Source organism: Actinokineospora baliensis, assembly GCF_016907695.1.
GTDB lineage: Bacteria > Actinomycetota > Actinomycetes > Mycobacteriales > Pseudonocardiaceae > Actinokineospora > Actinokineospora baliensis.
Map to the genome: position 1 here is coordinate 3,877,273 of NZ_JAFBCK010000001.1, position 23,514 is coordinate 3,900,786.

A 23,514-nucleotide genomic window follows, 5' to 3' on the forward strand; every position below is an offset into this window, starting at 1 on the left:
GCTACGGCGTGAGCTCCGGCGGCGTGGTCGGCTTGTCGCCCGCGGTGAGGAAGGATTCGATCAGCCGCTGGTCTTTGCGGGCGCGGGCGCCGGTGATCTCCAGGGTGCGGCCGTCCTCGGCGGTGATGGTGAGGGTGCGGTCGGAGGCGCGGGTGATCCAGTCCCGCACCGCGCGGGCGAGTTCCACCAGCACGGGGGAGGAGCTGATCGCGACCACCAGCGTGGTCACCACGCCGGGGTCCACGCCCTTGCTGTGCGCCGGAGGGGCCTCGTCACCCCCGAAGTCGACCGCGTCGACGTCGAGGTCGAGCAGCTCCGACCGCAACTGCCGGGTCAGGCCGTCGGCCTCGGCCGGATCAGCCCCGTGCACGCGCACCGAGATCGACTTCATTGGCCAACGGTAGCGGGGGCGCGGCCCCCGCCACCGGTCAGGTCGCGAACTCGGTGAGCACCATGACCTTGGGCTCGGTGAGGTCCAGCATCGCCGACTGCACGCCTTCGCGGCCGACGCCCGAGTCCTTGATGCCGCCGTAGGGCATCTGGTCGGCCCGGTAGGTCGGCACGTCGCCGATCACCACGCCGCCGACCTGGAGCTTGGCGGTGGCGTGTGCGGCGACCCGCAGGTCGTGGGTGAACACGCCCGCTTGGAGGCCGTAGCGGGAGCGGTTGGCCGAGGCGATGGCGGCGTCGACGGAGGGGACGCGTTCGACGACGATGACCGGGCCGAAGACCTCCTCGGTGACCACGGCGCACCCCTCGGGCACGTCGGAGAGCACGACCGGGTCGATGGCGTTGCCGTCGGTCCTGCCCCCGGTGAGCAGCGTGGCGCCCCTGGTCACCGCGTCGGCGACCCAGTCGCTGACCCGGCGCGCGGCGTCGGCGTTGATCAGCGGGCCGACATGGGTCACCGGGTGCGCCGGGTCGCCGGTCGGCAGGCTCCGCACGTGCTTGACCAGGGCGGGCACGAACTCGTCGTAGACGTCGGTGTGCGCGTAGACCCGCTGCACCGACACGCACGACTGGCCCGCCTGGTGCGTGCCGAACGCGGCGATCCTGGCCGCGGCGCCGTCGACGTCGGTCCAGTCCGGGGCGATGATGACCGGCGCGTTGCCGCCGAGTTCGAGCAGCACGTGCTTGCGCGGGTTGGCGTCGTTGATCCGCCAGCCCACCGCGTCGGAACCGGTGAACGAGATGACCGGCAGCCTCGGGTCGCCGACCATGTCCGCGATCTGGGCGTTGGTCATCGGCAGCACCGACCAGGCGCCCGGCGGCAGGTCCGTCTCAGCGAGCAGTTCACCGAGCAGCAACGCCGACAGCGGGGTGGCAGGCGCGGGCTTGATGATCACCGGGCAGCCCGCGGCGATCGCCGGGGCCAGCTTGTGCGCGACCAGGTTCACCGGGAAGTTGAACGGGGTGATGCCCAGCACCGGACCGCGCGGCACCTGGCGGACCAGGGCCACCCGGTCCTCGGAGCCGGGCTCGGTGTCGAGCCGCTGCACGGTGCCGGAGAACCGGCGGGCCTCCTCGGCGCCCCAGCGGAACGTGGCGACCGCGCGGGTCACCTCGGTGCGCGCCCAGGTGATCGGCTTGCCCGACTCGCCGGTGATCAGCGCGGCGACCTCCTCCAGCCGCTCCTGCAGCCGCCGAGACACGTGGTCGAGAGCGTCCGCGCGCACGTGCGCGGGCAGCGCCGCGACCTCGTCGCGGGCGGCGGCCGCGGCGGCCACCGCCTCCTCGATGTCCTCGGCGGTGGCGTTGCTGGTGACCCCGGTGACCGCGGCGTCATATGGGCTGCGCACGGTCACCGGGGAGTTCGAGGTGCGGGGCTTGCCCGCGACCCAATAGGGGGTGCTCACTGGCCCGCCTGGCCGTAGTGCATCCAGACGCCCTTGATCTCGGTGTACGCCTCGATCGCGTAGGGCCCCATCTCGCGACCCCACCCGCTGGACTTGAAACCGCCCCAGGGCGCGGCGGCGTCGGGGATGCAGGGCATGTTCACGAAGACAGCGCCCGCGCGGATGCCGTCGGCGAGCCGGTGCGCGGTGCGCACGTCATCGGTCCACACGGAGGCCGCGAGGCCGTAGGGGGAGTCGTTGACGCGGTAGAGCAGCTCCTCCTCGCCGTCGTAGTCCAGGACGGTGAGGACCGGGCCGAAGATCTCCTCGCGCACGATCGCCATGTCGTCGGAGACCCCGGCGAAGACGGTGGGGTGGTAGAAGTTGCCCTTCGCGAGGTCACCTTCGCCGCGCGAGCCGCCAGCGACCAGCTGCGCACCGGCGGTGACGCCACCGCGCACGTAAGAGTCGACCTTGGCGAGGTGCTCGGCCGTGACAAGAGGGCCGAGCTGGGTGTCGGCGGCACTGCCCGGCCCGATCTTAAGACCGTCAACGGCCTTGCCCAGCTTCGTGGCGAACTCGTCCACGCGGTTCTTGTCCACATAGAGGCGCGCGAATGCCGCGCAAACCTGCCCGCTGTTGAGCAGGCCCCCCGCCACGGCACCGGCCACGGCGGCATCGATGTTCGCGTCCTTGGCGATGACCGTGGGGGTTTTACCGCCGAGCTCGAGGGTGACCCTCTTAAGGTCGTTGGCCGACGCGGCGACGATGTCCTTGCCGACCGCAGTCGACCCGGTGAAGGAGACCTTGTCGACGCCGGGGTGGCGGACGAGGGCCTTACCGGCCTCGGGGCCGCCGGTGATCAGGTTGACCACGCCAGCGGGGACCCCGGCCTCGGCACACAGCCGGGTCAGGAAGGCGGCGGTCAGCGAGGTCTGCTCCGCGGGCTTGAGCACCACGGTGTTGCCGCACGCCAGCGCGGGCGCCAGCTTCCAGGTCATGATCATCAGGGGGAAGTTCCACGGGGCGATCAGCGCGCACACGCCCACCGGCTCCCGCTTGTCGAACTGCAGCGTGTCCGGGAACGAGACGTTCCGGACCGCGCCGTCGATCTTGGTCGCGAAGCCCGCGAAGTACCGGAAGTGCTCGACGGCGCCGGTCACGCTGACCGCCTTCGCCACCCCCAGCGGCTGCCCCTGGTCCAACGTCTCCAGCGCCGCGATCTCGTCGCCGTGCGCCTCGAGCAGGTCCGCGATCTTCCACAGGATCCGCGCCCGCTCGGTCGCCGGAACCCGCCCCCACACCGGCAGCGCCGCCCGAGCCGCCGCCACCGCCGCGTCGACCTCCGCCGCCCCGGCGTCCACCAGGGTCGCGATCGGCTCCCCGCTGGCGGGGTCCAGGCTCACGAACTCCCCGGCTCCCGTCGGGCGCACCCACTCCCCGTCGATGTAAAGCCCCTCGGTGCGCATCGGCTCCCCTTCCTTGCCGCCATGGACGAACGCGACCCCCAGTCTCGAACGCCACCCCACCATCCCGATTGCTCCCCAGCGCATGCCCGTTGACCACCTGCGCCCGACGACATCGAGGCGGCCCCCGCGTGGGGACCGCCTCGGGGGAGGGGTGCGCCTAGGGAAGCTCGGGCTCCACGAGCTTCGCCGCAGCGAGGGCGGGCGCACACAGCTTCGCGGGATCGGTACCCGCCGCGACCACGTCGATCCGCGATGTCTCGGTGAGCTGGAGGCTCACCACACAGCCCAGGTTGTCCTCATCGATCCCCTGGGCGGCCTTATGCGTGCCGACCTGGACGTCTGTGGTCTGGCTGCGGAGGTCCTTGAGCCCGAGTCCCGGTATGTACGCGACGTCGAGCGTGTAGCTGTCCGCCGACGACTCCTTGCGCACCCGCCAACTGCACGCCGTCGCGCCGGTGATCGTCCTCGGCTTGGGGTCGCCCGTGACGCCGATCTCCTTGGCCGCGGACTCGGTCAGCAGGTCGCAGGGGTCGATCGGGTTGGGTTCAGTCGAGGTGGGCTTGGTCGGACGCGATGGTCCGGAGGTCTGCGTAGTGGGTACTCCTGGCTCGGGCGTCCCCGCAGTCTGCTCGGTGCACCCCGTGAGCAGGACCAGTCCGGCGACGGGCACGAGCAGGAGCGATCGCCTCACAGTCCAGAGACCCCTTCAGTTCAGTCCGCGCGCAGCCTGCTGATCAACCTGTTGATAGTTTGCCATGGCTTGGCGGATGGCCTCCTCGCCCTGGGTGAGGGAGGCGCGTAGCTGCAGCAACTGCGTGATGAAGCCCCGGTCGTCGGTCGCGACCTGTTGCAGGTAGGGCTTCATGATCTCCGCGTTGTTCGAGCTCCCCAGCTGGGCGACCCGAGTGAGCAGGCGCAACTCCACCTGCTGCTCGTCGATCCACTCGATGAGGTTGGCGATGGCTTTCAGCAGGGCTGTGCCGCCGTGTTCGTTGACGGCGAAGCCGCCTCGGGCGGCGGCTGAGGCGAACTCGCCCATCTGCGCTCCGATGGCGCCCGCCACGCCGCCTTCGTTGTCGTGCATCGTGCTCCCCTGGTGTGCTCCCGGGGCGACCCTAGCAACGATGCCCGGCGGGCAACTACGCAATGGCGCGATTGGGGTACGCGGTGTGAACGCGGGGGCTCAGTCGGCGCGGTGGGTGGCGCTGCGTTGGCGGTATTCGGAGGGGCTGAGGCCGTATTCGGTCTTGAAGGCGCGGCTGAGGTAGGAGGCGTCGACCAGGCCCCAGCGGGCGCCGATGGCTCCGATGGCCAATTGCTGCTTCGAGGGGTCGGCGAGGTCTTGGCCGCAGCGCTCGAGGCGGCGTTGGCGGATCCAGCCGGACACGGTGACGCCCGCGTCGCTGAAGAGCTTGTGGAGGTAGCGGGTGGAGATGTGGTGGGCCGCGGCGATCTCGGTGGGGGACAGGGCCGGGTCGTTGAGGTGGGTCTCCACATAGGACTTGATCTTGACCAGCAGTGCGCCTCGAGTGGACTCGGCGGGCACGCCCGAGTAGTCGACGCGGTCGGCGAGGGCGGTGCCGAGGAGGTCGACGACGTTGCGGGCGAGGCGGACGCTGCCGTAGACCTGCGGGTCGTCGAGGTTGCGGGCGAGCTGGACCAGGATGGACGACACGATGCCCGAGACGCCGGAGCCGCCGGAGAAGCGGGTGGCGGTGAGCTGTTCCACGTGGCCGGACGGCAGGCACAGCATGTCGCGGGGGAACATCAAGACCAAAGTGGACGACACGTCGTCGAAGGCCAGGGTGTAGGGCCTGGTCGTGTCGTAGATGGCGAAGTCGCCGGGGTCGAGGGCGGCTTGGCGGCCGTCCTGCGACAGCCGCGCGGTGCCGTGCAGCTGCAGGCCCAGCTTGTACATCTCCGGGTTGGCCCTGGCGATCGCGCGCTGCGTGCGGCGGACGGTGTGCGCGTCGGCGGTGGCCTCGTACACGGCGACGCTGCCCAGGTTCTGCCCGCGCAGCCGACCGCGGAAGGCCGCGCGCTCACCCGGGGCGGCCTCCAGCGGCACGAACGTCTGCGACACCGCGGACTCCCACAGGTCGAACTGCTGCGCCGCAGGCGCGCCCGCCGTCGTCACCGAATACGTCAACGCTGACCTCCTTGCCAGAGTGACACTGCGTGACTGGGAACACTCTGCCCCGCGCCCCGGTCCCGTCAAGGGTCGGCCCCGCACCGAGTCCGACCCGCAACACGTGATGCGCTCCGGGACAACCGCTGTGCACGCCGTACCAACCACCCAACGCCAAACCTGGGTACACCTGTTCCCATCGGCGGCACGCGCCGCCACCGGAGCCGAAATCATATGCGATCGGCTACATGATTTCGACGACGAAGTCCGATGGAGGAGGTCACCATGGGTGAGCTGGTCCTGGCAGCCAAGATCACGCACGTCCCGTCGATCTGGTTGTCCATCCAGCCCGGCAAGAACCACGGCATCCGCAGGCCCGCGGAGCTGGGGTTGGCCGAGGTCGGCCGCCGTGCCCGCGAGCGCGGTGCCGACACCTTCCTGGTGGCCGACTCGCACTGGATGAACAGCATGTCCTTCCACGTCAACGGCAAGGCGCGGCACGCGGGCAGCTACGCCTCGCACGAGCTGCCGCACTTCATCGCCGACCTGGAGTACGACTACGACGGCGCGCCCGACCTGGCCGCGCTCATCGGCGAGGAGATCAACGCCGGTGGACAGAAAGCGATGGTCCACGACGTCAAGGACCTGGGCCTGGAGTACGCGACGCTGGTGCCGATGCACTTCATGAACCGGCCGGAGAACACCGAGGGCGCCCAGCCGCTCAAGGTGCTGCCGATCGGCTGCAACATCTACTCCACCATCGACGAGAACCGCCGCGTCGGCGAGGCCATGCTGCGCGCCATCAAGCGCTCCGACCGCAAGGTCGCGTTCCTGGCCTCCGGCAGCCTCTCGCACCAGTTCCCCACCAACGAGATCTCCTCGCAGTACCTCAACAAGATCTCCAACCCGTTCAACGAGCAGGCCGACCGGGTCGTGCTCGACCAGTGGCGGGACGGCCGGATCGCGGAGTTCCTGGAGACGCTGCCGACCTACAACGCGCGCTGCACCGGCGAGGCGGCGATGGCCGACACCGCCATGATGTTCGGCCTGCTCGGCTGGAAGGACTACAGCGGGAGAGGTGAGCAGCTGTGCGACTACTTCCCCAGCAGCGGCACCGGCCAGGTCATCGTCGACTTCCCGGTCCCGGCGTGAGCGCGCACCCGCTGGGTCTCCAGCCGTCGAAGATCATCGCGGTGCACCTGAACTACCGCAGCCGCGCCGCCGAGCGGGGTCGCTTCCCCGAGGAGCCGTCCTACTTCGTCAAGCCGCCGTCGTCGCTGTCGCACTCGGGCGCCGACCTGGTCCGCCCCAAGGGCACCGTGCTCTCGGCCTTCGAGGGCGAGATCGCCGTCGTCATCGGCAAGCGGGCCAAGAACGTGAGCCGTTCGCAGGCGTTGGACTACGTCAAGGGCGTCGCGGCGGCCAACGACTTCGGCGTGCACGACCTGCGCTACGCCGACCGCGGCTCCAACCTGCGCAGCAAGGGCGCCGACGGCTACACCCCCGTCGGTCCGGTCCTGCTGGACCCGCGCACCGCCGACCTGACCCTGCGCACCTGGGTCAACGGCGTGCTGGTGCAGGAGGCCAAGGTCGACGACCTGCTGTTCGACTTCGCCTACCTGATCGCCGACCTGACCCGCACCATCACCCTCGAGGTCGACGACATCATCCTGTGCGGCACCCCCACCGGCGCCACCGTCGTCGAGCCGGGTGACGTCGTCGAGGTGGCCATCGGCGACACCGAGCGCCTGGTCAACACCGTCGTCGAGGCCGAGGCCGAGCTGCCCAAGCCGGGCGCGCGGCCGCAGGTGACCCCGACGGACCGCTCGATCGCTTACGGCAAGGACGTTCCCGCGATCAGGCCCGAGACCGAGGCGGCGCTCAAGGCGGTGTCCACCGCGACGCTGTCGAGTCAGTTGCGCAAGCGCGGTCTGAACCACACGTTCCTCACCGGACTCGCCCCCGCGCGCCCCGACCTGCGCATGGTCGGCACAGCGCACACGCTTCGCTACCTGCCGTTGCGGGAGGACATGTTCGACGAGCGCGGCGGCGGCATGAACGCGCAGAAGCGCGCCGTCGAGGCGATCGGCGACGGCCAGGTCCTGGTCATCGACTGCCGCGACGAGCACGGCGCGGGCACCATCGGCGACATCCTCGCCCTGCGCGCGGCGCGTCGCGGCGCGGTCGGCATCGTCACCGACGGGTGCCTGCGCGACAGCCCGTCCTTCCGCGAGTTGGAGATCCCGACCTACTCGGCCGGTGCGCACGCCGCGGTCCTGGGCCGCAAGCACGTGCCGTGGGAGATCGGTGTGGACGTGGCCTGCGCCGGTGTGCTGGTGCGCCCCGGTGACGTGCTGGTCGGCGACGGCGAGGGCGTCATCCTGATCCCGCCCGCCATCGTCGACGAGGTCGCCGCGGACGCGCTGGAGATGGAGCGCCAGGAGAAGTTCATCCTGGCCAGGGTCGACGAGGGCGAGTCCGTCGACGGCCTCTACCCGCTGGGTCCGAAGTGGCGGGAAGCCTACGACCGCTGGGACGGCGAATGACCACCCCGGCGCTGGACGGCCGCTCCAAGACCCAGTACGCCTACGAGACGCTCAAGCAGCGCATCGTGGACGGCTGGTACGGCCCGGGCACCCGGCTGGTGTTCGACCGCATCGCCCGCGACCTCGGCGTCAGCGCCGTCCCGGTGCGCGAGGCGGTGCGGCGGCTGGAGGCCGAGGGCTGGGTGGTCTTCGAGCGCAACGTCGGCGCCCAGGTCGCGGGGGTCGACCCGGACCAGTACCGGCACGCCATGCACACGCTGGCGCTGCTGGAGGGCCACGCGATGGCCACCGCGCGGTTCACCCCCGCCGCGCTGACCCGCGCGGCGACCCTCAACGACCGGATGCGCGCCACGCTGGCCGAGTTCGACCCGCTGGGCTTCACCCGGCTCAACCGCGAGTTCCACCTGCTGCTGTGCGGCGGTTGCGCGAACCCGCACCTGCGCGACCTGATCACCCGGGAGTGGAACCTGCTCGACGTGCTGCGCCGCTCCACCTTCGCCATCGTGCCCGGCCGGGCCAGGGAGTCGGTGGACGAGCACGACGAGCTGCTGCGCCTGCTGCGCACCGGGGCGCCCGCCGCCGAGGTCGAGGCGTTCGCCCGCCAGCACAAGCTCAACACCGTCAGCGCCGTGTCCACGGTGTCGTGGCGGTAGCGCTCGCGCCCGACCGGGCGATGCTCTCCCCGCACGTCCGCGAATGTCTACAGTTGGAGACGAAATGAAGTTCCGCGCCACCCCGTCGCTGATCAAGGGGTCGATCGCCCCGGTGGTCACCCCGTTCACCGCCGATGGCGCGGTGGACACCGAGGGCCTGCGCAGGCTCGTGCGCTGGCAGCTCGAGTCCGGCTCGCACGGCATCTCCATCGGCGGCTCCACCGGCGAGCCCAGCGCGCAGAGCGTCGCCGAGCGGATCGCCGCGATGAAGGCCGTTGCCGAGGAGATCGACGACCGGGTGCCGTTCCTGCCCGGCACCGGCTCCACCAAGCTCGAGGAGACCCTGGAGATCACCGAGGCCGCGCACAAGCTCGGCGCCGACCTCGCCCTGGTCATCACCCCGTACTACAGCCGCCCCACCCAGGACGGCCTGATCGCCTGGTACGGCACCGTGGCGCGGGAGTTCCCCGACCAGCCGATCGTGATCTACAACGTGCCCTCGCGCACCGCGGTGGACATCGCGCCGGAGACCGTGGCGACCCTGCGTCGCAGCCACGACAACATCGTGGGCATCAAGGAGACCACCAAGGACTTCGAGCACTTCTCGCACGTGCTGCACAAGTGCGGCCGCGACTTCCTGATGTGGTCGGGCATCGAGCTGCTCTGCCTGCCGCTGCTGGCCATCGGCGGCATCGGCTTCGTCAGCGCGCTGGCCAACATCGCCCCGGCCGCGGTCGCCAAGATGTACGAGCTCTACGTCGCCGGTGACCACGACGGCGCCATCGACCTGCACTACCAGTTGGCGCCGCTGGTGGAGCTGCTGTTCGTCGAGACCAACCCGGCGCCCGCCAAGCACATCCTCAAGGACCTCGGCCTCATCGAGAGCGGTTTCGTCCGCGCGCCGCTGATCGAGCCGACCCCCAAGGGCCTGGAGCGCATCACCGCGCTGCGCGCCCAGGCCGAGCACCTGCTCGTCCGCCCCTCCCTCTGACCGTTGAGCCGACCCCGAGCTGATTCCACCTAGGAGCAACCATGGCCGAGCAGGCTGTTCCCCGCCCCGTCGACCTGCCAAGCGACCTGCGGCACTTCATCGACGGCAAGCCGGCGTCCAGTGTGGACGGTGCGACGTTCCCGGTCGCCGACCCGGTGACCAACGAGGTCTACGGCCGCGTGGCCGCCGGTGACGCCGCCGACATCGACCTGGCCGTCGCCGCGGCCAAGCGCGCCTTCACCGACGGCCCGTGGCCGCGGCTGAGCGCCCGCGAGCGCGCCAAGATCCTGAACAAGATCGCCGACGGCATCGAGGTCCGCGCCGAGCGCCTCGCCGAGCTGGAGTGCTTCGACACCGGCCTGCCGATCACCCAGGCCCGCGGCCAGGCGCACCGCGCCGCGGAGAACTTCCGCTACTTCGCCGACGTCATCGTCGCCATCCACGACGAGGCCTACGTCGTCGGCGACAAGCAGGTCAACTACTCGGTGCGCCAGCCTGCCGGTGTCGCCGGCCTGATCACCCCGTGGAACACCCCGTTCATGCTCGAGACCTGGAAGCTGGCCCCCAGCCTGGCCTCCGGCTGCACCGTGGTGCTCAAGCCCGCCGAGTGGTCGCCGCTGTCGGCGAGCCTGCTGCCGGAGATCATGGCCGAGGCAGGCGTGCCCGACGGCGTGTTCAACCTGGTGCACGGCATCGGCGAGCAGGCGGGCGCCGCGCTGGTCGCGCACCCCGACGTCCCGCGCATCTCCTTCACCGGCGAGAGCGGCACCGGCCAGATCATCATGCGCTCCTCGGCCGACAACCTGAAGGAGGTGTCGATGGAGCTCGGCGGCAAGTCGCCGTGCGTGGTCTTCGCCGACGCCGACTTCGACCGGGCCGTCGACGCCGCGGTGTTCGGCGTGTTCTCCCTCAACGGCGAGCGCTGCACCGCCAGCTCCCGGGTCCTGGTCCAGCGCGAGATCTACGACCGCTTCGTCGAGGCGCTGGGCGCCCGCGCCGCCGCGGTCAAGGTCGGCCTGCCGTCCGACCCGGCCACCGAGGTCGGCGCGCTGATCCACCCCGAGCACTACGCCCGGGTGCTGGAGTACGTCGAGATCGGCAAGCGGGAGTCCCGCCTCGTCGCCGGTGGCGTGCGCCCCGATGGCCTGCCGGAGGGCAACTTCCTGCAGCCCACCGTGTTCGCCGACGTGCGCCCGGACGCCACGATCTTCCAGGAGGAGATCTTCGGCCCCGTGGTCGGCGTGACGCCGTTCGACACCGAGGAGGAGGCCGTCGAGCTGGCCAACGCCACCAAGTACGGCCTCGCCGGGTACGTGTGGACCAGCGACCTGCAGCGCGGCCACCGGGTCGCCCGCGCCGTGCAGTCGGGCATGGTCTGGATCAACTCGCACAACGTGCGCGACCTGCGCACCCCGTTCGGCGGCATCAAGGCCAGCGGCGTCGGCCAGGAGGGCGGCGTGCACAGCATCGACTTCTACAGCGACGTGCGCGCCATCCACGTGGCGGTCGGGGACCTGCACACCCCCCAGTTCGGCAAGTAGTGGGGCGGGCCTCGTGACCCGGTCCCGGACCGGGTCACGAGGTTGGCGCCGGGCGAACATTCGTTGTCCGGCGGCGCACTAGTGACCTTCGACGTGCCGGAAACCGGTGAGCGGGCAATTAGCGTGCCCGCCATGGGCAGCGTGGACGGCGGTTGGCGCCTCGACGGGAAGGTCGCACTGGTCACCGGAGCGGGATCGGGTGCCGGAGCGGCGATCGCCCGCGGCCTCGACGCCGCGGGTGCCACCGTCGCGGTGCTCGACGGGGACTCCACCGGGGCCGAGTTGGCCTCGCGGGGCCTGCGCCGCGGCATGGTGGTGCGCGCCGACGTGACCGACCCGGTCCAGGTCGACGGTGCGGTGCGCGCGGTTGTCGACCACTTCGGCAGGCTCGACCTGCTGGTCAGCAACGCCGGTGCCTGCGAGTGCGGGCCGACCGCCGCGGGCTCCACAATGGACATAACGGACGAGCAGTGGCACGCCGCGCTCGCCGCCAGGCTCGACGGCACCTTCTACGCCACCCGGGCCGCGCTGCGGGCGATGAAGGGCCAGGGCAGTGGCGTCATCGTGACCGTCGCCGCCGGGTGCGGCCACCTCGCCCAGCACGGCGCGGTCGACGGCGCGGTGCGCGGCTTCACCGCCGCGGTCGCGCGCGACGTCGCCCCGTTGGGCATCCTGGTCGGCGGGGTCGCCCCGGACTGCGCCGACTACCTGGTGCCAGACGACATCGCCGCCGCCGTCCTGGGCCTGCTCGGCCCCGGCGGGGAGCGGCTCACCGGACAGACGATCACGACGAGAGGGACGAGCGGATGAGGTTCGCGGACACGGTGGTCCTGATCACCGGCGCAGGCACGGGTATCGGCGCCGCCACGGCGCGGCGCGTGGTCGCCGAGGGCGGCAAGGTCGTGCTGACCGGCCGCCGGGAGGCCCCGCTGCGCGAGGTCGGCGACCCGCTGGGCGACGACGCGCTGGTGGTGCCCGGCGACGCGGCGGACTCCGCGTCGATGAAGGCGGTCGTGGCGGCCACCCTGGAGCGCTTCGGCAGGCTCGACGTGGTGGTGGCCAACGCGGGCGGCCACGGCCTCGGCTCGGCGCTGGAGACCAGCGACGCCAGTTGGCAGCAGGCCATCGAGGTCAACCTGACCACGGCGTTCATCACCATCCGCGAGTCGCTGCCCGCGCTGACCGAGCGCGGCGGGTCGGTCGTGCTGGTGTCCTCGCTGGCCGGGCTGTTCGCGGGCCCCGCCGTCGCCGGGTACGTCACCACCAAGCACGCGCTGATCGGCCTGACCCGCTCGATCGCCCGCGACTACGGCAAGCACGGCGTGCGCGCCAACGCGGTCTGCCCCGGCTGGGTGCGCACCCCGATGGCCGACCTGCAGATGGACGAACTGGCCGCCATCAAGGGAACCGACCGCGACGGCGCCTACGGCATCGCCACCGAGAACGTCCCGCTTGGCCGCCCGGCCACCTCCGAGGAGGTCGCCGCCGTGATCACCTTCCTCGCCTCCAAGGACGCCGCCATCGTCAGCGGCGCCGTGGTCACCGCCGACGCGGGCTCCAGCGCCGTCGACCTGCCCACCATCGCCTTCGACTAGGTCGCGTCCCGACCCCACCAACCACCCGGCGGCGGCCCATGCAGGGGGCCGCCGCCGGTGCTGGGCCGAAGCCGCCGGAAAGCCGACGACCACCGCCACGGTGCGCACCCCGGCCGCTACTCTGTGGCCATGGCGACATGGCGCGAGCTGGTCCAGTACGTGCGCGAGGAGTACGAGGTCATCTCCGACTCCGATGACGAGATCCGCATCCTGTTCAACTTCGAGGAGTTCGACGAGGACGACGAACGCACCCAGGTCGTGATCGTGGCCAGGGAGGTGCTCGACGCCAAGCACGAGTGGGTGCAGATCGCCTCGCCGGTCGGGGTGGCGGACAAGGTGGACCTCAAGGGGTTGCTGGTCGAGATCGGCCAGTCCTCCATCGCCTGCGGCGCGGCCATCATGGGCGACCACGTGGTGCTGCGGCACTCGCTGCCGCTCAAGGACCTCGACATCCACGAGTTCACCGACCCGCTCGAACTGCTGGCGGGGACCGCCGACCAGATCGAGGAGATGTTCTTCGGCGGCGACAACTACTAGTCCCGCCCAGCTACCCACCCCACCGGCGCTCGCCGGTGGGGTTTTTCACGCCATCGGCGGCGGTTAAGCGCACCGGATGGCGGAATGTCCGGTCTGGGAAACCCGGTCAGGGGCATGGGGGGCAATGCGCTCAGGATTTCCTCACCCCGTCATCGGCCGCCGGGGGTGTGTGAATGGCCGTGTCCCCGGCTTTGTTATGGATGGGTGTTATCACGTATTCGCCTTCCTGGTCGCGTGATGCCGCGCCCGGCCCATCTCGTTGCGGCGTTCGGGCCAGCCCGTCCGGCGGTATTCACAGCCCGTTCCGGGCAATCGTGTGAATCCATAAGATCGTGTTATGAGCGAATTCGCTCCACGTTCGAGACTGTTGCCGGTTTCTATTCCCAGAATGGGAACTGTGGGAACGCTGGTCCTTTCGGGTAACCCTGTGTGAATTCCTTTACCCCGAAGGGTCTACATGTGGTTACTTAGCCACGGTTATGTTTCTCGTGTCGCCGGATCTGCGACAACTGTGAATCGCTGTGAACCGTCGGTCGGCGGTCGGGTGGATTTCGCCTGCCCGCTCGAGGTGAAAGGAATTCGATTATGGCAGCACCGGAGTCCGTCGCCGAGGCGCTCGTCGACGACACCGGGGTCCTGGTCGGGGCTGGCCACACCCACGACGCGCGGTGGCGGCGCGGCGAGCGCCTGCAGCACCTGTTCGAGCGCTCGGACCGGCCCGCCGTGGACACCGGTGAGCTGGTCATGACCTACGCCGAACTCGACGACCGGGCCACCAGGCTGGCCCGGTACCTGCTCAGCCGCGGCGTCGGCTCCGGCGACCGGGTCGGGCTGCTGTTCGACCAGGCGTGGCGCTCCTACGTCGCGATGCTCGCCGTGCTCAAGGTGCACGCCGCCTACGTCCCGCTCGACCCGGGGTTCCCCGCCGACCGCGTCGGCTACATCGTCGGCGACGCCGATGTCGCGCTGGTGCTCACCCAGCAGCACCTGCTGCCCGTGCTCGGCGAGAGCGGCACCGCCGTGCTCAGCGTGGACACCGCGGCCGACGCCATCGACGCGCTCGACCCGTCCCCCCTGCGCGCCGACGAGCTCAGCGGCCCGACCGACGACCTCTGCTACATCATCTACACCTCGGGTTCCACCGGCAGGCCCAAGGGCGTCGCGGTCGAGCACGCCAGCATCTGCAACTTCGTCCGGGTCGCGGGCGAGGTGTACGGCATCCGCCCCGACGACCGGGTCTACCAGGGCATGACCATCGCCTTCGACTTCTCCGTCGAGGAGATCTGGGTCCCCTGGGTGGTCGGCGCGACCCTGGTCCCGCGCCCCTCCGGCGCCGCGCTGGTCGGCTACGAGCTCGCCGAGTTCCTCGCCGAGCGCCGGGTCACCGCGTTGTGCTGCGTGCCGACCCTGCTGGCCACGCTGGAGGACGACCTACCGGACCTGCGGTTCCTGCTGGTCTCCGGCGAGGCCTGCCCGCGCGACCTCATCGCCCGCTGGCACCGCGCGGACCGCCGCTTCCTCAACGTCTACGGCCCCACCGAGGCCACCGTCACCGCCACCTGGACCACCGTCGACCCCGACCGCCCGGTCACCATCGGCGTTCCGCTGCCCACCTACTCAGTGGTCATCCTCGACCCCGACCGGACGACAGCCCTTCCGCGGGGGTCCACCGGTGAGATCGGCATCGCCGGGATCGGCCTGGCGCGCGGCTACCTCAACCGCGACGACCTCACCGGCAAGGCGTTCATCGATGACTTCCTCGGCATCGAGAACAACCCCTCCGGGCGCATCTACCGCACCGGCGACCTCGGCCGCGTCGACGACGGCGGCCACATCCAGTACCTGGGCCGCATCGACACCCAGGTCAAGGTCCGCGGCTACCGCATCGAGCTGACCGAGGTCGAATCGGTGCTGCTCAACGCCCCCGGTGTCGTCGCGGCCGTGGTGGACACCCATCGGCCCGACCCCGCCACCACCGAACTGGTCGGCTACTACACCGCCCGCGACGACCTCGACCAGGACGACCTGCGCGCCCACTTACGCAGGCACCTGCCCGGCTACATGGTCCCGGCCTACCTCGAGCGCCTCGACACCATCCCGATGACGCCGAGCAACAAGGCCGACCGCAAGAACCTCCCGGCCCCCAGCGGTTCCCGCAGTTCCTCCACAGTGGACTACCGTGCCCCGGAGACCCCCGTCGAGTCCGCCTTGGCCGAGGAGTTGGCCGCGGTGCTCGGCGTGGAGCGGGTCTCCGCCGACGGGCACTTCTTCACCGACCTCGCCGTGGACTCCCTGCTGATGTCCCGCTTCTGCGCCCGGGTGCGGCAACGCGACGACCTGCCCACCCTGACCATGCGGCAGGTCTACCAACACCCCACCGTCCGCGAACTCGCTGCCGCGCTGCCCACGGCGACCGCGCCCGTGCGGACGCGCGTGCAGGACTCCGTCGACCCGATCCGCGGTTGGCGCTACCTGCTTTGCGGGGCAGCGCAAACGCTTTTCCTGCTGTCCTATGTGTACTTCGCTGCCCTGGTGCTCGACGTCGGCATCGGGTGGATCCTCGCGGGCACCGATCCGCTCGGCATGTACACCCGAGCCGTCGTGTTCAGCGCGGCGACCCTGGTCACCGCATGCACGGTCCCCGTCCTGCTCAAGTGGCTGCTCGTCGGCCGCTGGAAACCGCGGTCGTTCCGGGTCTGGGGGTTGACCTACTTCCGGTTCTGGGTCGTGCGGTCCCTGCTGCGGTTCAACCCGATCCGGCTGTTCGCCGGATCACCCCTGGTCGTGCTGTACCTGCGGGCGTTGGGCGCGAAGGTCGGCTCGGGCGCGATCGTGCTCACCCAGAACCTCCCGGTGTGCACCGACCTGCTGACCATCGGCGACGGCGCCGTCATCCGCAAGGACACCTGGCTCACCGGCTACCGGGCCCAGGCGGGCGTGATCACCACCGGCCGGGTCACCGTCGGCGCGGGCGCCTACCTCGGCGAGGCCGCCGTCCTCGACATCGACACCGCCCTCGGCGACGACGCCCAACTCGGCCACGCCTCGTGCCTGCACCCGGGTACGGCCGTCCCGGCGGGGGAGAGCTGGCACGGCTCACCGGCCCGACCCGCGCCGTCGTCCTTCCGCGCGGACATCGCCGCGAAGGTCACCGCCTGGCGCCGCTTCGGCTACAGCTCCCTGCAACTGGCCACGATGGTCGTGTGGTCGCTGCCGGTCGTCCTGCTCGTCAGCGACCTGCTCTCCGACGCGTTCCTCGCGGTGGCGCCGGTGAACCCCGGCGACATCACCTTCTACGCGGTCCAACTGGCGGCGGCGTCAGCGCTCTACGTCGGTGGTGCCATGATGGGACTCATCGTGGTGACCACAATTCCGAGGCTGCTGAGCCTCCCGCTCAAACCCGATGTGGTCTACCCGCTCTACGGTGTCAAGTACACCCTGCAACGCACCACGACGCGCCTGACCAACTCGCGCACGTACCTCTACCTGTTCGGCGACAGCTCCTACATCGTCGGCTACCTGCGCTGGATCGGCTACGACCTCGGCCGCGTCGAGCAGACCGGCTCCAACTTCGGCGTCGAGCTCAAGCAGGACTCACCGCTGCTGAGCACCGTCGGCTCCGGCACGATGGTCTCCGACGGCCTGTCGGTGGTCAACGCCGACTACTCGGGCAGCGCCTTCCGGGTCCGGCGCACCGAGATCGGGCCGCGCAACTTCCTCGGCAACAACATCGTCTACCCGCCCGGCGGCCGCACCGGCGACAACGTCCTGCTGGCGACGAAGGTCATGGTCCCCACCGACGGGGCCGTCCGCGCCGACACCGGCCTGCTCGGCTCGCCCGCCTTCGAGATCCCGCGCACGGTGCGCCGCGACACCTCGTTCGACCACCTCAAGACCGGGCAGACCTTCCGCGAGCGGCTGGCGGCCAAGAACCGGCACAACCTCGTCACCATCGGCCTGTTCGTGCTGGTCCGCTGCGTCGACCTGTGGGCGGTGGTGGTGCTCAACGCGATCGCGGCCGGCCTGCACCCGCGGTTCGGCACCGTCGCCACCGCCCTCGGCCTGCTCGCCACCTACCTGTTCGTGGTGGCCTTCGGCATCCTCGTCGAACGCGCCGCGCTGGGGTTCGGCCGCCTCAAGCCCCGGTTCTGCTCCATCTACGACCCGGCGTTCTGGCGCCACGAGCGGTTCTGGAAGCTCAGCGCGGGCCGCTACCTGGCCCTGTTCAACGGAACCCCGCTCAAGGTGCTCGTCTGGCGCCTGCTCGGTGTCCGGATGGGACCCCGGGTGTTCGACGACGGGTGCGCCGTCCCCGAGAAGACCCTGGTGACCATCGGCGCCGACGCGGTCCTCAACCCCGGCAGCGTCGTGCAGGGCCACTCGCTCGAAGACGCCACCTTCAAGTCCGACCACATCGTCCTCGGCGCGGGCACCACCCTCGGCGTCGCCGCCTTCACCCACTACGGCACGCGGGTCGCCGAGCACACCGTCGTCGACGCCGACGCCTTCCTGATGAAGGGCAGCGAGACCGACACCGCGTCGCGCTGGCGCGGCAACCCCGCCACCGAACTCACCGGTTCGGACCCCACGACCGTCCCGAACGCCACCCGCCACCCTGCAGAGCTGAACCCGGGAGTGAGCCGATGACCGACCTGATCGCCCAGATGACCCAGCCGCGCGTCGAGGGTGCCCTGCCCGGACCGGGATCGGCGGCCTACCTGGCCCGCCAGGCGCGCACCGAGTCCAACGCGCGCAGCTACCCCAGGGGCCTGCCGATCGCCATCGAACGCGGCGAGGGCAGCTTCGTGCGCGACGTCGACGGCAACGTGTTCATCGACTTCCTCGCCGGGGCCGGGGTGCTCTCCCTCGGGCACAACCACCCCGAGCTGGTGCGGGCCATGGTCGAGCAGCTCGGCTCGCTCACCCACGCGCTGGACTTCCCGACCCCCGCCAAGGACGCCTTCGTCGAGGCGCAGCTGTCGATGCTGCCCCCGGCGATGCGCGAGCGCACCAGGATCCACTTCTGCGGACCCACGGGCGCCAACGCCGTCGACGCCGCGATCAAGCTGTGCAAGACCGCCACCGGGCGCGGCGACATCGTGTCCTTCCAGGGCGGCTTCCACGGCGCCAGCCACGCGGCGATGGCGGTCACCGGTCTGGTCTCGCAGAAGCAGCCGGTCGCCAACGGCATGCCGGGGGTGCACTTCTTCCCGTACTCCTCCTGCGGCCACTGCCCGCTCGGGATGCGCCAGGACACCTGCGAGACCAACTGCGCCACCTACTTCGAGCGCTCGCTGCGCGACCCCAACGGCGGCCTGCCCAAGCCAGCCGCGGTGATCATGGAGCTGGTGCAGGGCGAGGGCGGGGTCATCCCCGCGCGGCCCGAGTTCGTCCGCCGGGTCCGCGCGGTCACCGCCGAGCTGGACATCCCGCTGATCGTCGACGAGGTGCAGACCGGCTGCGGCCGCACCGGCACCTGGTTCGCCTTCGAGCGCTACGGCATCACCCCGGACGTGGTCGTGGCGTCCAAGGCGCTCAGCGGCGTCGGCTCCCCGGTCGCGGTGATCTTCTACGACGAGCGGCTCGACGTGTGGCGCCCCGGCGCGCACACCGGCACCTTCCGTGGCAACCAGCTCGCCTTCGCCGCCGGGACCGAGGCGGTGCGGATCGTGCGCCGCGACAACGTGCTCGGCAACGTCGTCGCCCGCGGTGAGCAGGTCGCCGACCGGCTCGCCGTGCTCGCCGCCCACCCGCTGGTGCGCGAGGTCCGCGGCCTCGGCCTGATGTGGGGCGTTGAGCTGACCGACGCCGCCGACGGCAGGAGCGCCGCCGAGTTGGCCGCCGCGGTGCGCACCGACGTGCTGCACCACGGCCTCATCCTCGAGCTCGGCGGCCGCGACGACCGCGTCGTGCGGCTGCTGCCGCCGCTCAACGTCACCCCCGAGGTCCTCGACACCGCCTGCGACATCCTGCTCGCGGCCATCGCCCGGTTGGAGCGCGGTTGAGATGGCACTCGTGGTGCAGAAGTACGGCGGGTCCTCGCTGGGGACCCCCGAGCGGATCCGGCGCGTCGCCGAGCGGGTGATCGCCACCAGGGCCGCCGGGCACGACGTGGTCGTGGTGGCCTCGGCGATGGGCGACACCACCGACGAGCTGCTCGACCTGGCCGCAGGCGTGTCCGGCGCGCCGGGCCCGGCCCGCGAACTGGACATGCTGCTGACCTCGGGTGAGCGGATCTCCAACGCGCTGCTGGCCATCGCCATGACCGACCTCGGCCAGCCCGCGTGCTCGCTGTCGGGTCCCCAGGCCGGGGTGTTCACCACGCCGGAGCACGGTCACGCCCGCATCGTCGACGTGCTACCCACCCGGGTCCGCCAGGAACTCGACCGCGGCCAGGTCGTGCTGGTCGCCGGGTTCCAGGGCCTGTGCAAGGACACCGACGACATCACCACCCTGGGCCGCGGCGGCTCCGACACCACCGCGGTCGCCATCGCCGCCGCCCTGCGCGCCGACGTCTGCGAGATCTACACCGACGTCGACGGCGTGTGCACCGCCGACCCCAGGGTGGTGCCAGCCGCGCGGCTGCTCGACCGCGTCCCACCGGCGCAGATGCTGGAACTGGCCGCGCACGGCGCGAAGGTGCTGATGCCGCGCTCGGTCGAGTACGCCCGCAGGCACGGGGTCCGCCTGCACGTGCGGTCCTCGTTCACCGACCGGCCGGGGACCCTCGTCGCCGACCGGGCCCACCCCGCGGAGCAGGAGGTCGAGATGGAGCAGACGGCGGTCACCGCGATCGCGCACGACCGGGGCGTAGCCCTGGTGTCGGTCACCGGCGTCCCCGACGACCCGGCCCGCACGGCCAAGGTCTTCCGGGTGCTCGCCGACGCCGAGGTCGAGGTCGGCACCCCGGTGCACAAGGACTCCCGGGGCCGCGTGGACCTGTCCTTCACCGTGCCGCACGGGTCCGCCCCGGCCGCGGTCGCCGCACTGCACGCCGCGGTGGCCGACATCGGCTTCGCCGCGGTCACCTGCGACCAGCGCGTCGGCACCGTGTCGGTGGTCGGCGCGGGCCTGTGCGCCGAGGTCACCGCGACCGTCTGCGAGACCTTCGCGGCGCTGCGGGTGCGGATCGGCCTGCTCACCACCTCCGCGCTGCGGATCACCGCACTGTGCACCCAGGACGAACTGGACCGGGCGGTACGCGCACTGCACGAGGTGTTCGCACTCTCAGCCGACCACGTCGGCGACCACGCCACCGTCTACGCCGGGAGCGGCCGCGGCTGGTGACCGGGCGCGCGGGCGTGTAACACCGCGCCCGCGCGCCGCGACCTGGTGTGTGCGGCCCCGCCCACGTTTTCTGACAGCCCCCCGATCAGCTGGACGGGGCCGCACTCCCTCCCCGCTCGACGCCCCCGTCGAGCCCATGATCACCACCGCCGAGGTCGACCCCGCCGCACCTTCCAGGTCATCACCCCGGCCGGATCTCCGTGGGACATCCTCCAGTCCGAAATGGACTAACCGATGGGTGGAGGTGATGGCAGCTCTGGGGAGAAACACGCCAGCCCGGCGACTGCTCTCAGAGGCCGCTGCCTCTAACTGCTCGATGGGGCGGGCTTGTTGTGCGTGGGGCCCCTGCGCCAGTCGTGGCAGGACCGCAAAGCTGGGGCCGAAGAGCATGGCCCTGCAGCGCGCAGCGCTACGACTGGCGCTCCCCTGCGCAAAACAAGTCTGCCCCATCGAGCCGCCGCGCCCGGCCCAGCCGTCCGGGGCCGGGCCGGCCTGCCTCACCGCTGCTCTCGGAGGCCGCTGCCTCTAACTGCTCGATGGGGCGAACTTGTTTTGCGCGGGGCCCCTGCGCCAGCCGTGGCAGGACCGCAAAGCTGGGGCCGAAAAGCATGGCCCTGTCCGCGCAGAACGCTACGACTGCCGCCACCCCACGCAAAACAAGTCCGCCCCATCGAGCCGTCACATTCAGCCCTCGAGTTGGCCCACCCGACCCAGCCTCCCGAGTTGGCCCGCCCAGCCCCGCCGCCCGAGTCAGCCGCGCCAGCCCCGCCACTGCTCTCAGAGGCCGCTCGCTCTAACTGCTCGATGGGGCGGACTTGTTTTGCGCGGGGCCCCTGCGCCAGCCGTGGCAGGACCGCAAAGCTGGGGCCGAAGAGCATGGCCCTGTCCGCGCAGAACGCTACGACTGCCGCCACCCCACGCAAAACAAGTCCGCCCCATCGAGCCGCCGCACCCAGCCCCCCGAGCCAGCCCACCCAACCCAGCCCCCCGAGCCAACCCACGCAACCCAACCACCCGAGCCAGCCCGCTCAACCCGACCCCCGAGCCAGCCCACCCAACCCAGCCCACCGAGCCCGCCCCGCCAGCCTCACCACCGCTCCTCGGAAGCTGCCCGCATGCTCTGCTCGATGGGGTGGACCTGTTTTGTGTGGGGGAGCGGCACCCGTAGCCTGACCGGCGGCTGGCTGGGCCGTCCCTTTGGCCCCCAGCTTTTCAGGCCCAGCATGGGTGTCGCAGGGGCCCCGCACAAAACAGGTCCACCCCATCGAGCCCACCCACACCACCGCGATCCAGAGCAATGCCGAAGGCGAGCCGACCTCCGAAGTCACCCCACCGCCCCCCAGCTGCAATGTCGCGAAGCGACGAGCCGCCCCCAGCTACCCTGACCCGATGCAGCCCCCCGCCCCCTTCGGCTCCCGCCTCCTCGGCCCAGCCGACCAACGCGGCCCCTCCCTCCGCCGCCGGGTCCAAACGCTGCTCACCATCACCCTCCTCACCGCCAACATCCTCGGCGCCGCCGTAGCCGTCACCCTCTCCACCTGGGTCATCCCCGGCCCACCCCCCACCACCGCCACCCGCCTGATGCTCACCACCGCCGTCCCCGCCTACGTCCTGCTCGCCCTGGCCGTCGGCACCGTCTGGGGCACCAGCCGCGCGCTCCGAGCCCTCCGCTGGGCGACCCACGACCGCACCCCCACCGACCACGACCGCCGCGCCACCCTCCGCGTCCCCCAAGACCTCACCCGCATGCAGGCCACCCTCTGGGCGCTGGCCACCGTCCTGTTCACCACCACGGTCGCCGTCCTGCAACCGGCGCTGGTGTTCACCGTGGCCTTCACCGCCGCTTTCGCGGGCATCGTCGTGTGCGCAAACGCTTACCTGCTCAGCGAATTCGCCCTCCGCCCGGTGGCGGCGCGGGCGTTGGGTGGTGCACCCCTGGCCGAGGAACCGCTGGGCGGCAACGGTGTTCGGGTGCGGATGCTCGGGTTCTGGTGCCTGGGAACCGGTGTGCCCGTCGCGGGGCTGCTCCTCGTCGCCGTCTTCGCCTTGGTGCGCGACACCGTGGTCACCACGAGGCTCGCCGTCACCGTGATCGTCCTGACCGGGGTGGTCCTGGTGGTGGGTCTGCTGGTCACCGAGTTCACCGCCCGCGCGATCGTCGGCCCGGTCCGGTCGGTCCGCGACGGGATGGCGTTGGTGCGCGGGGGCGCGTTGGACACCAGGGTCCCGGTCTACGACGGCACGGAACTCGGGCTGCTGCAGGCGGGGTTCAACCGGATGGCCACCGGGCTCGCCGAGCGGGAGCGGATCCGGGACCTGTTCGGCAGGCACGTCGGCCCGCAGGTCGCCGAGGCCGCGCTCGCCGCCGAGGTCGACCACCAGGTGCTCGACGTGGCCGTGGTGTTCGTGGACCTGGTCGGGTCGACCACGCTGGCGGCGACCAGGCCGCCGACGGAGGTGGTGGACCTGCTGAACCGGTTCTTCGCGATCGTGGTCGACGAGGTGGACCGGCGGGGCGGGCTGATCAACAAGTTCGTCGGGGACGCCGCGCTGGCGGTGTTCGGGGCGCCGCTGCCGCTGCCCGACCACGCGGGGCGGGCGCTGGCGGCGGCGCGGGCGATCGCCGAGCGGCTGCCCAGGGAGTTGCCGTCGTGTCAGGCCGGGATCGGGGTGGCCGCAGGTCCAGCCGTGGCGGGCAACATCGGCGACGAACGGCGCTTCGAATACACCGTGATCGGCGACCCGGTGAATGAAGCGGCCCGGCTCACCGAATTGGCGAAATCGACCCCGGGCGGGCTCGTCGCCTCTTCCCGGGCCGTGGAAAGGGCCGCCGCCGCCGAATCGGCCCGCTGGCGCACGACCGACCGGATAACCCTGCGCGGCCGAACCGAGGACACCCTCCTCGCCGTCCCCGACTAGCGGCTCGACCCGG

General features: G+C 71.2%; 18 protein-coding genes. 12 read left to right on the forward strand and 6 right to left on the reverse strand.

From position 1 onward, the window contains the following. Position 1: 1 nt before the first annotated feature. The 6 genes from JOD54_RS18115 to JOD54_RS18140 all read right to left on the reverse strand — a co-directional run bounded on the left by JOD54_RS18115 (position 2) and on the right by JOD54_RS18140 (position 5,453). On the reverse strand, positions 2-391 hold the full coding sequence (locus JOD54_RS18115) for an effector-associated constant component EACC1 (protein ID WP_204451660.1): 390 nt from the start codon (positions 389-391) through the stop codon (positions 2-4). A 37-nt stretch (positions 392-428) separates the two neighbouring features. Next, positions 429-1,856 carry an aldehyde dehydrogenase family protein gene (locus JOD54_RS18120; RefSeq protein WP_204451661.1) on the reverse strand — a complete coding sequence of 476 codons (1,428 nt, stop codon included), beginning with the start codon at positions 1,854-1,856 and terminating at the stop codon, positions 429-431. Next, positions 1,853-3,304: an aldehyde dehydrogenase family protein gene (locus JOD54_RS18125; RefSeq protein WP_204451662.1), complete on the reverse strand. Its 1,452-nt coding sequence runs from the start codon at positions 3,302-3,304 to the stop codon at positions 1,853-1,855. Before JOD54_RS18125 ends, JOD54_RS18120 begins: the two co-directional genes overlap by 4 nt. Before the next feature lie 157 nt (positions 3,305-3,461). Continuing rightward, the gene (locus JOD54_RS18130) at positions 3,462-3,995 is read right to left on the reverse strand and encodes a DUF3558 domain-containing protein (RefSeq protein ID WP_204451663.1); all 534 of its coding nucleotides are present in this window, start codon (positions 3,993-3,995) and stop codon (positions 3,462-3,464) included. Positions 3,996-4,010: 15 nt separating this feature from the next. Then, positions 4,011-4,388, reverse strand: a complete 378-nt coding sequence (locus JOD54_RS18135; RefSeq protein WP_204451664.1) for a hypothetical protein — start codon at positions 4,386-4,388, stop codon at positions 4,011-4,013. 99 nt (positions 4,389-4,487) lie between these two features. After that, on the reverse strand, positions 4,488-5,453 hold the full coding sequence (locus JOD54_RS18140; protein ID WP_204451665.1) for an AraC-like ligand-binding domain-containing protein: 966 nt from the start codon (positions 5,451-5,453) through the stop codon (positions 4,488-4,490). A gap of 264 nt (positions 5,454-5,717) precedes the next feature. Here JOD54_RS18140 and hpaD point away from each other — a divergent pair, with 264 nt between their 5' ends. From hpaD to JOD54_RS18200, 12 genes are all read left to right on the forward strand, one after another. Then, complete coding sequence (hpaD, locus tag JOD54_RS18145) at positions 5,718-6,584, forward strand: 3,4-dihydroxyphenylacetate 2,3-dioxygenase (RefSeq protein WP_239573421.1); 867 nt, start codon at positions 5,718-5,720, stop codon at positions 6,582-6,584. Beyond that, on the forward strand, positions 6,581-7,978 hold the full coding sequence (locus tag JOD54_RS18150; RefSeq protein WP_204451667.1) for a fumarylacetoacetate hydrolase family protein: 1,398 nt from the start codon (positions 6,581-6,583) through the stop codon (positions 7,976-7,978). Before hpaD ends, JOD54_RS18150 begins: the two co-directional genes overlap by 4 nt. After that, positions 7,975-8,631, forward strand: coding sequence for a GntR family transcriptional regulator (locus JOD54_RS18155; protein ID WP_204451668.1), 657 nt, complete (start codon positions 7,975-7,977; stop codon positions 8,629-8,631). The genes JOD54_RS18150 and JOD54_RS18155 overlap by 4 nt, the downstream gene beginning before the upstream one ends. Before the next feature lie 64 nt (positions 8,632-8,695). Beyond that, positions 8,696-9,622, forward strand: coding sequence for a 4-hydroxy-tetrahydrodipicolinate synthase (gene dapA, locus JOD54_RS18160; RefSeq protein ID WP_204451669.1), 927 nt, complete (start codon positions 8,696-8,698; stop codon positions 9,620-9,622). Positions 9,623-9,663: 41 nt separating this feature from the next. Further along, entirely contained in the window at positions 9,664-11,163 is a 1,500-nt protein-coding gene (gene hpaE, locus JOD54_RS18165; protein ID WP_204451670.1) for a 5-carboxymethyl-2-hydroxymuconate semialdehyde dehydrogenase, read from the forward strand. A 132-nt stretch (positions 11,164-11,295) separates the two neighbouring features. After that, complete coding sequence (locus tag JOD54_RS18170) at positions 11,296-11,973, forward strand: SDR family NAD(P)-dependent oxidoreductase (RefSeq protein WP_204451671.1); 678 nt, start codon at positions 11,296-11,298, stop codon at positions 11,971-11,973. Then, positions 11,970-12,758: an SDR family NAD(P)-dependent oxidoreductase gene (locus JOD54_RS18175; protein ID WP_204451672.1), complete on the forward strand. Its 789-nt coding sequence runs from the start codon at positions 11,970-11,972 to the stop codon at positions 12,756-12,758. The genes JOD54_RS18170 and JOD54_RS18175 overlap by 4 nt, the downstream gene beginning before the upstream one ends. 129 nt (positions 12,759-12,887) lie before the next feature. Then, a complete protein-coding gene (locus JOD54_RS18180) occupies positions 12,888-13,295 on the forward strand; it encodes a type III secretion system chaperone family protein (protein ID WP_204451673.1) in 408 nt (135 codons plus the stop codon). Between the two features lie 585 nt (positions 13,296-13,880). Continuing rightward, entirely contained in the window at positions 13,881-17,942 is a 4,062-nt protein-coding gene (locus tag JOD54_RS18185) for a Pls/PosA family non-ribosomal peptide synthetase (protein WP_204451674.1), read from the forward strand. Beyond that, positions 17,939-19,300: a diaminobutyrate--2-oxoglutarate transaminase family protein gene (locus tag JOD54_RS18190; RefSeq protein WP_204451675.1), complete on the forward strand. Its 1,362-nt coding sequence runs from the start codon at positions 17,939-17,941 to the stop codon at positions 19,298-19,300. The genes JOD54_RS18185 and JOD54_RS18190 overlap by 4 nt, the downstream gene beginning before the upstream one ends. A 1-nt stretch (position 19,301) precedes the next feature. Next, entirely contained in the window at positions 19,302-20,582 is a 1,281-nt protein-coding gene (locus tag JOD54_RS18195) for an aspartate kinase (RefSeq protein WP_204451676.1), read from the forward strand. A 1,389-nt stretch (positions 20,583-21,971) separates the two neighbouring features. Then, entirely contained in the window at positions 21,972-23,501 is a 1,530-nt protein-coding gene (locus tag JOD54_RS18200) for an adenylate/guanylate cyclase domain-containing protein (protein WP_204451677.1), read from the forward strand. The last annotated feature ends 13 nt before the right edge of the window (positions 23,502-23,514 follow it).